The organism is Parabacteroides sp. (genome assembly GCF_977054455.1).
Genome location: NZ_CDRTCT010000010.1, coordinates 58,897 through 70,969, shown reverse-complemented (window position 1 = coordinate 70,969; position 12,073 = coordinate 58,897). Strand labels below are relative to the sequence as shown.

At 50.1% G+C, this 12,073-nt stretch carries 9 protein-coding genes; 7 read left to right on the top strand and 2 right to left on the bottom strand.

Features of this window, described 5'->3' with window-relative positions:
• The first annotated feature begins 2 nt into the window (after window positions 1-2).
• The gene (locus ACW6QF_RS06660) at window positions 3-1,670 is read left to right on the top strand and encodes a nucleoside kinase (protein ID WP_456087231.1); all 1,668 of its coding nucleotides are present in this window, start codon (window positions 3-5) and stop codon (window positions 1,668-1,670) included.
• Window positions 1,671-1,916: 246 nt separating this feature from the next.
• On the top strand, window positions 1,917-2,789 hold the full coding sequence (locus ACW6QF_RS06655; RefSeq protein ID WP_456087230.1) for a DMT family transporter: 873 nt from the start codon (window positions 1,917-1,919) through the stop codon (window positions 2,787-2,789).
• On the opposite strand, the gene ACW6QF_RS06650 is transcribed toward ACW6QF_RS06655, so the two are convergent.
• Window positions 2,767-4,929 (bottom strand): ATP-binding protein, encoded by a 2,163-nt coding sequence (locus tag ACW6QF_RS06650; RefSeq protein WP_456087229.1) that lies wholly within the window; start codon window positions 4,927-4,929, stop codon window positions 2,767-2,769. The two genes, ACW6QF_RS06655 and ACW6QF_RS06650, sit on opposite strands and share 23 nt — an antisense overlap.
• A gap of 309 nt (window positions 4,930-5,238) precedes the next feature.
• Here ACW6QF_RS06650 and rpoN point away from each other — a divergent pair, with 309 nt between their 5' ends.
• The 5 genes from rpoN (at window position 5,239) to ACW6QF_RS06625 (ending at window position 10,182) form a co-directional block, all read left to right on the top strand.
• Complete coding sequence (gene rpoN / locus ACW6QF_RS06645) at window positions 5,239-6,708, top strand: RNA polymerase factor sigma-54 (protein ID WP_456087228.1); 1,470 nt, start codon at window positions 5,239-5,241, stop codon at window positions 6,706-6,708.
• Window positions 6,709-6,720: 12 nt separating this feature from the next.
• Complete coding sequence (locus ACW6QF_RS06640; protein ID WP_298553127.1) at window positions 6,721-7,341, top strand: hypothetical protein; 621 nt, start codon at window positions 6,721-6,723, stop codon at window positions 7,339-7,341.
• 16 nt (window positions 7,342-7,357) lie between these two features.
• Window positions 7,358-7,738, top strand: a complete 381-nt coding sequence (gene gcvH / locus ACW6QF_RS06635) for a glycine cleavage system protein GcvH (RefSeq protein WP_298553128.1) — start codon at window positions 7,358-7,360, stop codon at window positions 7,736-7,738.
• On the top strand, window positions 7,735-8,241 hold the full coding sequence (purE, locus tag ACW6QF_RS06630) for a 5-(carboxyamino)imidazole ribonucleotide mutase (protein WP_293733066.1): 507 nt from the start codon (window positions 7,735-7,737) through the stop codon (window positions 8,239-8,241). Before gcvH ends, purE begins: the two co-directional genes overlap by 4 nt.
• 99 nt (window positions 8,242-8,340) lie before the next feature.
• Window positions 8,341-10,182 (top strand): 4-hydroxy-3-methylbut-2-en-1-yl diphosphate synthase, encoded by a 1,842-nt coding sequence (locus ACW6QF_RS06625; RefSeq protein WP_456087227.1) that lies wholly within the window; start codon window positions 8,341-8,343, stop codon window positions 10,180-10,182.
• Between the two features lie 18 nt (window positions 10,183-10,200).
• Here the strand turns inward: ACW6QF_RS06625 and ACW6QF_RS06620 are convergent, their stop codons facing one another.
• Window positions 10,201-12,009 (bottom strand): alpha-1,3-galactosidase-related protein, encoded by a 1,809-nt coding sequence (locus ACW6QF_RS06620; RefSeq protein WP_456087226.1) that lies wholly within the window; start codon window positions 12,007-12,009, stop codon window positions 10,201-10,203.
• Window positions 12,010-12,073: the final 64 nt, after the last annotated feature.

Here is a 12,073-nt window from a genome sequence, read left to right as displayed (position 1 = left end):
CCATGTCTGAAACTATTACAATTTATTGCAAAAATAACAATACTTATAGAGAAGTGCCGATGGGTTCTTCGCTGTTGGACATCTATTCGCTGGTCGGCGCACCGCTCCGGTTACGCCCGATGAATGCGCAGGTAAATAATAAAACAGAAGGGCTGACCTTCCGTTGCTGGCATCCGAAAGACATTGAATATGTCGATTATTCCGAGCTTTCGGGAATGCGGACATACGTCCGTTCCCTTTGCCATATCTTCTCGAAAGCGGTGAACGACGTGCTCCCTTCGGCAACCCTGAACCTGGAGCATCCCATCTCGAAAGGCTACTATTGCGTCATCCACAACGGCAAAGACATAGACGAGGAGACGATCGGCAAAATCAAGAAGCGGATGCGTGAAATCATCGACGCCGACCTTCCTTTTCATTTGAAGACGGTCCGCACGGTCGATGCCGCCGTCCTGTTCCGCGAAAGAGGCATGAACGACAAGGCCCGCCTGATCGAAAGCGCCGGTATGCCTTATACGTCCTATTACGAACTGGACGGCTACATCAATTACTTCTATGGTTGCCTGACGCCTTCCACCGGCTATATCCGGCATTTCGACCTCGTTCCCTATTTCGACGGCGTGTTGCTGCGCGTGCCTCAAAGGGCGAATCCGGCGGAATTGGAACCGGTCATCCGCCAGGATAAAATGTTCCAGGTTTACAAGGAACACCTGACCCTGCAACGCACGGTCGGATTGGACAACGTCGGAGACCTGAACCGGGCGATAGAGAAAGGCATGGCATCCGAAGTCATTATGGTCTCCGAAGCCATGCAGGAAAAGCAGGTTGCCAAGATCGCGGAAGAGATTGCCGCCCGCTACGACAACGGCATCCGCATGGTGCTGATTTCCGGACCGTCTTCTTCGGGTAAAACGACTTTCTGCAAACGGTTGGAAGTCCAGCTGATTACCAACCTGATCCATCCGGTCGGACTTTCACTGGACGATTACTTCCTGAACCGTGAAGATACGCCGAAGGACGAATCCGGCGAATATGACTTCGAATCGCTGTATGCGCTCGACCTGCCTTATTTCAACAGTGAATTGCAGAAACTCCTCTCAGGCGAAGAGATCGATGTGCCGAGCTTTGATTTCGAAACAGGCCGCCGCGTTTTCAAAGGAAAGAGACTGAAGATGCACAAAAACTCCGTCCTGGTGATAGAAGGCATCCACGCCTTGAACCCCGAACTGACCTCCATGATCGAGGATCGATACAAATACCGGATCTACGTGTCCGTGCTGACTTCCATCTCGCTGGATAACCACAACTGGATTCCGACGACCGACAACCGCCTCTTGCGCCGCATCATCCGCGATTACCGGTTCCGCGGATATTCCGCCCGTGACACGATTGCCCGTTGGCCCAGTGTGCGCCGGGGCGAGGACAAATGGATATTCCCGTATCAGGAGAACGCGGATGCGATGTTCAACAGCGCCATGTTGTATGAGCTGGCCGCCCTGCGCAAGGAAGCCGAACCGATCCTGGGCGAAGTGCGCGAATGCGATCCGGAGAATGCCGAGGCGTATCGTCTGCTCCGTTTCCTCCGCTACTTCAATTATATCCCCGACGTCGGGCTTCCGGGTACTTCCCTTTTACGCGAGTTTTTGGGAGGCGGAAGTTTCCGCTACTGATAATGTTTGCAAACGCTTATTGTATAGCATATTGCAGTTTCCTACGGTAGGAAACGAGAATTTCCCGCCGAGGGAACTACAGTTTCCTGCCTGGGGAACGCCGGTTTCCTGCCGAGGAAACTGTAGTTCCCTGCTAAGGAAACGCGATCGGCATAGTTATGGGGGGGGGCGGTTGCCCCGGTTACGGCCGGTCAGAGGAATGCCTTTCAGGGGAAAAACGTATCTTTGCGGAATAATGGCGGGAAGATGAAAGAAGCATTCATAAAACTACATATTTCGATTCTTTTAGCAGGCTTTACCGGCTTGTTCGGGAAGTTGATCACACTCAATGAGGGATTGCTCGTCTGGTATCGCATGCTTTTTGCTGCCGTTATGCTCTTTCTGATCCTTTGGGGAAGCGGGAAGTTGAAGCGGACTTCCTTTCGCGAAGTGCTGAAAATAGCAGGAACCGGGCTGCTGTTAGGGCTTCACTGGGTATTCTTCTATGGAAGCATCAAGGCGGCCAATGTCTCGATCGGAGTGGTTTGCTTTTCGCTGGTCGGCTTCTTCACGGCCTTATTGGAGCCACTGATCATCGGGCGGCGGGTATCGGCAAAAGAGCTTTTGTTCAGTATGGTGACCGTGTGCGGCATCGTTTTGATCTTCCAGTTCGACACGCGTTACCGGACGGGAATCATCATAGGCGTGATATCTTCGGCACTGGCGGCCCTTTTCACCATCACGAACAAGAAAGTGGGCGTACGGCACGCCTCCAGCATGATGTTGCTTTACGAAATGGTTGGCGGCTTTTTAGGACTGACTTGTTTGCTGCCGTTCCATTTGCATTTCTTTCCGGTGGAGACGATCTTGCCGGGGATGACTAATTTCCTCTATCTGTTGTTGCTTTCGCTGGTTTGCACGATCGGGCTGTATCTCTTGCAGATACAAGTCTTGAAACAGGTATCCGCATTCACCGTGAATCTGAGTTATAACCTGGAGCCAGTCTATAGCATTATCCTGGCCATGCTCTTTTTCGGCGAGGCGAAAGAGTTGAACCTTGCTTTCTATGCCGGATTGGGATTGATTTTGCTTTCCGTCCTGCTGCAAACGCGAGAGGCTATCCGTTGTAGGGAAGCGTGAACCAGAACCGTGCGCCTTCTCCCGGCTTCGAATCGACGCCGATTGTCCCGTTGAGGGCTTCGATGATGGTTTTGCAGATTGTCAGGCCTAAGCCCGTTCCCTGCTTGAACGAGTTAACTTTCACGAAACGGTCGAAGATCGTCAGTTGATGCTGGAGCGGGATTCCGATGCCCGTATCGATTACTTCGATCAGCACATGCCCTTCCACGATGCGGTAAGAAATCCTTATGCTTCCCTCCTCCGTAAACTTGGCAGCGTTCGAGATCAGGTTCGAGATCACCTGCGTGACCCGCTTCGGATCGGTATGGACGAGGATGTCCGGCAGCGCGTCGAAGTCGCAGATCAGGGAAACACCTTCGGGCATTTTCAACGCGTGCACCTGATACTGCTCATGGAAGATCTCCTTCAGGCTGGCGTCGGCAAGCGAGTAATCTAAGATACCCGCTTCTATTTTGGAAAAGTCCAGGATATCGGTAATCAGGCGCAGGAGCAGGTCGCTGTTCTTATTGATTATTTTGACAAACTCTTCTTTTTCTTCCTTATCTTCAGTCTCGGCGAGAATATTGGAAAATCCGATAATGGCGTTGAGCGGTGTCCGGATCTCGTGGCTCATATTTGCAAGGAAGGCGGATTTCAGCTTGTCCGCCTCGCGTACCTTCTGTATCTCCAGTTCCGACTGCCGGGTTTCGTATTCTGCATGATGCAGTTTCTCTTCCAACAGCTTTTCTTCGGTGATGTTGGTGACATGGCAGATCATTTTGTTCTGCCGCTTGCTTCCTTTCGTCTTATAAGCCTGCGCGTTGATACGGATCCAGATCGTTTCGTTTTCGATGGCGGTACGGCATTCGAAGCTGCAATGATCCTGCTTCCCTTCTATCACCTGGAAAAGCTGGTTGACATTATCGGCCGAACGGACAATCCGCTGTACGCCTTCGAGCGTCATATACTTATTATTTCTCAAGTAGTTGAAAAGCTTGTTATCTTCCGGTGTTTCGTTCAGAAGCGGATTGACAAACAATTCCTTCTTTTCGATATCATATTCGACAATAAGGGAATGGCCGGACAAGAGAACGGCCTTGAGGATCGCCAGGTTGTTTTGCGTCTGCTCCTCTTTGGCCTGATTTTCCGTCTCGTCGGAGATGATCAGTAAATAGCCGATATGTCCGAACTCCCGGTCGTTCAACCCGATTCCTTTCACCATCAGGTATTTGGTCTGGTCGGAAATATCGGAACGATAGTAGCGGGAATCCCGGATGCAATTGAAATCGTATGCAAGCGGGAAACTGAATGCCTTCTTTCTCTTGATCTGATTAAGGATTTTCTCAGGGACGGCCGGATTCTCGAACAGGTTGACTCCTAACAACTGTTCACGGGAGCTGCCGAAGATTTTAGTGTCGGCGTCGTTTATATCGATCAGGCTCCCTTCCGCATCGTATAGCTCCACCCCGATCGGCAGATTATTGAAAAACTGCTGAAACTTTGTGCTCAGCTTGGAGATGCGTTTTCTCGACTCTTCCAGGTTGTTATTGGTTTGCCAACGCTCGATTATGATGGAGAAAATACCGGCAATGATGTGCATGTCCTCCACTTCCGAAGCTGTCCAGAAACGGCTCGTCCGGATCGAATCGAAACCGATGAAGCCTTGTACTTTATTATGGAAGGTAAGCGGGATGATCAGCATGGACTTCAGTTGCTGTTCGGTCAACAGGATTTTGTCGATATCCGCTTCGGCGGGCAGGCCGGCAATATCTCCCAGCACGATATCGTGTCCGGCTTTGACGGTGTCGATAATCCACGGGATCGTGTCGTACGTCAACTTATTCCGGTCATCTTTAGGGATTTTTGTCCACTCACTCAACACTTCACAGGTAAAATTGGCCGTCAGCCCGTCTTCCTCAAAGATGGCAACGTAGCCCCAATCGGCAACGAAATAGTCCAGTAACAAGTTCATTGCTTTTTCGATAGGCTTGTTCTCTTCGTTGAAAAGGATCACCAGGACTTCAGAAATAATACGTTTGATAGTTGGCGTTTCCGAGGATATACAAACCTCGGCATTGTCAGATTCATTATCTCTGGCTTCCAGTAATCGTATTAATTCTTCCCGGGGCAACCGATCGTATGGCGATGTTTTAAGAGTCATATCAGATTCTTTATCTGATCGCAAAAATAGAAAATAGTTTTGATTTTGAGTTGTTTTTGGAAATAATAATATTCGGGATCCCGGGCGTAAGGCATCAAGACGGAGGCTTGTTCCCACAACATCCCTTATCGGTTTTAACAAACAGGTGTATTCCATATATGCCGTATTGAACCATACCATAGCGGTTCGATGCTTCCTTTTAGAACTATTATATCTTGTATGTCGAGGTCATTCGGTGTAAAAAGTTATATTTGCATGTTCTAACATTGGACGGTCGGGTTGATTGTCCTTTCATTATTGAATTCGATTATGTTGAAGCAACAGTTACAACAAAAGTTACAGCAAAAACTCTCTCCGCAGCAGATTCAGTTGATCCGGCTTCTGGAACTCCCCGCCATAGAGCTGGAAGAACGCGTGAAGCATGAACTGGAAGACAATCCCGCTTTGGAAGAAGGAAAGGAAATTGCGGATGACTTTGACCGTACTGACGAAGGTGGTGAGGAGTTGGCATCTAACGAGATGGAGGGAGGAAACGAGACAGACACCGACCTTTCACTCGGTGACTATATGAGCGAGGACGACATACCCGATTACAAACTTCGTGAGCTGAGCGAGCGGGCGGAGAAGAAAGAGGATGTCCCCTTCTCGGTCAGCGAATCCTTGAACGAATATCTGCTCCAACAGCTCGGACTGCGGGATTTGCCGGAGAAGTTGGTGAAGATCGCCGAATATATCATCGGAAATATAGATGATGACGGTTATCTGCGCCGTGACCTGTCCGCCATAGCCGATGACCTGGTGTTTCAAGCGGGACAGGAGGTGACGGAAAAAGAAATAGAGGCAGTTCTTACCATCATACAAGACTTTGATCCGGCAGGAGTCGGAGCCCGTAATCTTCAGGAATGCCTTCTGCTCCAGTTGGCCCGCCGGGAAAAAACACCTGAGACGGAGTTGGCAACCCGGATGTTGACCGACTTTTTCGAAGAGTTCACCCGCAAGCATTACGACAAGATCATGAGAGGGCTGGATATCGACGAAACTGCGCTGAAAAAGGCCATCCGTGAAATAACGACCCTCGATCCTAAACCTTGCGCCAGTTGGGGCGGTTCTATGGAGACAGCTTTGAGCCAGATCATTCCTGATTTTGTAGTGGAAGCGGTAGGCGGCGAACTGATCCTGAGCATGAACAACCGGGGAATTCCCGATATGCGCATCAACCGCGAATATGCGGAGATGTTTCAGGATTATGCCGGCAACAAGGCGAACCAGACAGCCCAGATGAAGGAAGCCGTCCAGTTTGTGAAGCAGAAACTCGATTCCGCCCAGTGGTTCATCGATGCCATCAAGCAGCGTCAGGAGACTTTGCAGCGCACGATGGAAACGATCATCCTCTTGCAGCGCGATTTCTTCCTCACCGGCGATGAAGCGACCCTGCGGCCTATGATCCTCAAAGATGTGGCGGAACAGGCCGGATACGACATCTCGACGATCTCGCGTGTGAGCAACAGCAAGTACGTGCAGACGAATTTCGGTATCTATCCGCTCAAATATTTCTTCTCCGAATCGATGCAGACCGACAGCGGCGAAGAAATTTCCACCCGCGAGGTGAAGAAGATAATGAAAGAGCATATCGACGGCGAGGACAAGCGTAAACCGCTTACCGACGAGGAGCTGGCCTCCATCCTGAAAGAGAAAGGCTATATCATCGCCCGCCGTACGGTAGCCAAATACCGCGAACAATTGGGCATTCCGGTTGCACGGCTCAGAAAAGAAATATAAATTTGAAGCGTCATGAGGTTATTTTCAAATATCATATCCGGTATGTTCCATCCGTTGCTGATGGTGACGTATGGAGTCGTGCTGGCTCTCACCTTCACGTATCTGGCAATCTATCCGCCGGCAATGAAGTTGTTGCTCGCGGGCGGAGCATTCCTGTCCACGGCGGTTATCCCCGGTGTTTTCATCTTTATGATGGTAAAAAACGGGGCGGCGGTCGATATGGAGTTGTCGGACCGGCATGAGCGCGTGGTTCCCTATCTGATCTTTATCACGTCGATCATGGTCTGCGCTTTTTATATGTATAAGATGATGTTGCCGTTCTGGTTTATTTCCTTATTGTTAGGTGCTTGTGTGGCATTAATCTTAGCGCTGCTCGTCAACTTTTTCTGGAAGATCAGCGCCCATGCGATCGGGATAGGCGGGTTGTTGGGCGGTATTATGGGCGTGGCTCGTATCCACCTGATAAACCCTTACTGGGCCTTTATCATCGTGATCATAATAGCGGGACTGGTCGGTACTTCGCGCATCTTTCTGAAAAGGCATACTCCTATGCAGGTATATGCCGGGTTTTGTCTCGGATTTATATGTACCTTTGTAGCCTCATTCTTGAGTTATATCTATTTATTCATCTAATAAAAACACTAAAATTATGAATTTTCCTGCAGATTTAAAGTACACAAAGGATCATGAATGGATCCGTGTAGAAGGCAATGTAGCCTACGTTGGTATTACTGATTACGCTCAGGGCGAACTGGGTGAAATCGTTTTCGTCGACATCACGACAGAAGGCGAAGTCGTTGCCAAAGAAGAAGTTTTCGGTACAATCGAAGCAGTCAAGACCGTTTCAGACCTGTTCATGCCGGTAAGCGGTGAGGTGATCGAAGCGAATGCCGAGCTGGATGACAAACCTGAACTGGTGAATGAAGATGTTTATGGCAACGGATGGTTGATCAAGATCTCCATCTCAGATCCTTCCGAACTGGATGAACTGATGTCTGCTGCCGAATACGAACAAATGATTGCGAAATGACACCTGTAGTAAGTATTATCATGGGCAGTACTTCGGATCTGCCCGTAATGGAAAAAGCGGCCAAGCTGCTCGACGAGATGGAGATCCCGTTCGAAATGCACGCCCTGTCCGCCCATCGTACGCCTGCCGAGGTGGAAGCATTCGCCAAAGGAGCCAAAGGCCGCGGTATCAAAGTGATTATTGCGGCTGCCGGTATGGCTGCCCACCTGTGCGGTGTGATCGCTTCGATGACGACAGTCCCCGTGATCGGTGTGCCTATCAATTCGACGCTCGACGGCATGGATGCTTTGCTGGCCATCGTACAGATGCCTCCGGGAATCCCGGTTGCCACTGTCGGCATCAACGGTGCTTTGAACGCCGGTATCCTGGCAGTCCAAATGCTTGCCGTCGGAGACGAACAGCTTCAAGATAAGCTTGCAGCCTATAAGGAAGATCTTAAAAAGAAAATCGTAAAAGCAAACGAAGAACTGGCTAAGGTTTCTTTCAAATACAAAACAAACTGACCAATTGAAAATTGAAAATTGAAAATTGAAAATGGGAAGATGCTGTCTCTGCCTGTTTTTTGATTTTTAATTTTCAATTTTCCATTTTCAATTATAAAGATGGAAGATTTTTTTAACTATCGCCGCCGCAAATCGTCTGTTGCCAACATAGGGAATACTCCGTTAGGAGGCGATAATCCGATTCGCATCCAGTCGATGGCAAACGTCTCCACAATGGATACCGATGCGGCCGTCTGCCAAGCGATCCGGATGATCGAAGCCGGTGCCGAATATGTACGTTTCACCGCCCAGGGAGAACGTGAAGCCCGTAATTTAGGCGTAATCCGCAAACAACTCAACGAGGCCGGATATACGACTCCGTTAGTCGCCGACATCCATTTCAACCCGCGTGCGGCCGATGCTGCTGCCGAAGAGGTGGAAAAAGTGCGCATCAACCCCGGAAACTACGTGGATAAGGTGAAGACATTCGACCTGCTGGAATATACCGACGAGGAATACGCCGCAGAGTTACAGAAGATACGCGACCGTTTCATACCATTCCTTAACATCTGCAAAGCACACGGAACCGCCATCCGTATTGGCGTGAACCACGGTTCGCTGTCCGACCGAATTATGAGCCGGTACGGCGACACTCCCGAAGGCATGGTTGCCTCGTGCATGGAATTTCTGCGTATATGCCGGGATGAAGACTTTCCCGATGTCGTGATTTCCATTAAAGCCTCGAACACGGTTGTCATGGTGAAAACCGTCCGCCTGCTGGTCAGGACGATGGATGCTGAAGATATGCACTACCCGTTGCATCTCGGTGTGACGGAAGCCGGCGACGGCGAAGACGGCCGCATCAAGAGTGCCGTCGGCATCGGCGCCTTGCTGTCCGATGGCATCGGCGACACGATACGCGTCTCTTTGAGCGAAGATCCGGAGGCAGAAATCCCGGTTGCCCGCAAGCTGGTCGACTACATACTCGAACGCGAAGGGCACGAACCGGTAAAGGCCGCACCTGCTCCGGGATATGATCCGGTTGCTGTCGAACGCCGCAGCAGCCGGGTGACGGAAGGGATCGGGGGAAACTTCCCACCGATCGTCATTTCCGACCGCAGCAACGGTGATTTCGAGTTTGATCATGCGTCACAGCCGGACTATATATATATAGGTAAGGAAGATCCGGATAACCTGCCGGACAACTTCCGTCTTTTGGTAGACGCCCACTTCTGGAAAGAACGTCCGAATGCCTATCCTTTCTTTATCGCATCGGAAATAGAAGAACTGAAAGATTATTCCGTCCCTTTGAAATTTATCCGCCTCACCTACCGGGATCTGACCGACCGCGTAATCGAGGTTCTGAAAAAGGATACCTCCGTAATCGTGATCCTGAGCACGCATCACCGTAATGGTATCGCCGCCGAGCGGGCAGCCATGCATCGCCTGCTGACAGCCGGTTGCGATGTGCCGGTCGTCCTGCACCGCGACTATCGGGAGACGGATATCGAAGCGTTGCAATTGAAATCGGCCGCCGACTTCGGGACTTTGCTGTTAGATGGTTTCGGCGACGGGGTCATGCTTCACAACGAAGGCTGCGAAACGATGGTAACGGACAGTTGCATGTTCGGCATCCTGCAGGCGACCCGTACCCGTATCAGCAAGACAGAATATATCTCCTGCCCAAGCTGCGGACGTACCTTATATGACTTGCAAACGACAATCGCCCGTATCAAGGAGGCCACTTCACACCTGAAAGGCTTGAAGATCGGCATCATGGGGTGTATCGTGAACGGCCCCGGCGAAATGGCGGATGCCGATTACGGCTATGTCGGCGCCGGAAAAAACCGGATCAGCTTGTACAAAGGCAAAGAATGTGTCCTGAAAAACATTCCCGAAGAAGAAGCCGTAGAACGGTTGGTCCAGCTGATAAAGGAGAACGGGGATTGGACGGATCATTAAATATAATTACTGAGACGGTTAGTTCTCAGTAATTATATCCTTAGCTTCGTCAAACCCTCCCTCAAATCGATTATCCTTGATCTCCCTATTAATAACACGCTGGAAAAAGAAACGATGGTTGTTCCAATGGAAAGCCGGATAATCATGATTCTGCCTGATCACATTATTGCGGAAAACAAGGCCGTCCACCGATTTGGCATACAGGATCGGCATGTCAAAGGTGTCGAACTCGTTGTCCTCGATCACGATCCCGCTATGGAAATATTTCTTCTGATCTTTCAAATCCGGTATCTCCGGATAGATGGAAATAACGGCATTCGTAAACTGGAACTGATTCGTCAACGCATTGATAAACTTGTTATTCCGGATCACCACATCGTGACAAGCCCCCGTCTCGAACCATCCGTTACAGTCACCGCACAGCAGGATTGCCGTACCGGAAGTGTGATCGAAAACGTTATTCTCGACTACAGTCTTCTTCGGAGTGCTGAACAGGGAACCGCGGGCACGGTTATTACGGATCACATTGTCGGCAAAATAAACCTCCGGCGTCCATTCCAGATTCTCGATGCCGTAAGTGCCGATTTCACTGATAGCGGGATCGACAGGCTTCTCGAACGTGATGCGGAACTGTTTCGCACCATGATCGTCAGGTTTATCGACAGCTTCAATAGCGGTTACCTCGTTCTGTTCCCCTAAAATTTCCATCGTTTTGGAATCGATAAACTGGACGGCATCACCCGGACGGCCCCATTCGAAACCGTAGGACTGCCCGTGCATGTATTCGCCGACCAACGTCTTGTCGTCTATCCGCTTTTGCACTTTCAGATAGGTTCCATGCACATTGATGGCATCATCCATCATGCCTTCGTACAGACCGCCGACCGAACGGATCAGTCCCTTGCAGCCTGAAAAATGAGTCGCATCGGCTTGTGTCGTGAAATAACGCGGATCATCCTTGCCACGCAGGCAGACCGAGAATTTATCCAGCGTGATATTCTCGCTCATCTGTGCCAACAAGCCCATTCCTTCCGCATAATGCACCTGTATATTTTCGAGTGTCGTATTCGTATCATGATACATGAAAACGCCCGGAGTCGGACGACCGTATCCACGGAAAACGACAACCGTACCCGGTATCAGCTTTTTGTTCTTCCAGGGAGCGAGAATCTTACGCGGAGCGATCTCGGCGACCTGCTTGCTGCCCACACTGATATCACTGGTCGTATAGACCAATCGCTTCGTATCTCCTTCAAAAGCGATACCCCAAGCAGGGACATGTTCCCAACCTTCCCCTTTGGCGACAAAGTTGCTGTCGCGTATTTCATATTCCACCCAGGGAGCGACCTCGTAGGTGATCATACCGCCGACCGTGTCGTTCTCCAACACTTTCACCTGGCTGATATGCGGATTCGCAAAGTCGATACTGAAATTCTTCAACGTGCAATTGTCCGAACCTACCAAAGAGACCGGAAGCATCCGTCCGTGGAAAACCAGTTCGGAGCCTTGTCCGTCAAAAACCACGTTCTTCATATTCTCGAAAGCCAGCCCCACCTGCTTCGGATTATCCTGATCATGGTTGGAGATGAAATATTCACGCTCCGAAGAACCCGAAGGGTAAAAATCATAGCGGCCTTTCGGCAGGAAGATCCGGACCGTGTCGGAGTCCGATTCCGCCGCTATTTGCTGAAGGGCTTTCGCGATCAATGGAGAAGCGTTTTCGCCGGTATCAGGTTTCAGTCCATACGTGGACAGATCATACGCGCCGCCTTTACAAGCCGTAAACAGGGCGATAAACAAGAATGTCAAAACAGAGTTTAATTTCATGGCTTAATCTTTCGTTGATTATATTTTCAATTATACGGGCAAATATACCATTTATTTGTAAATT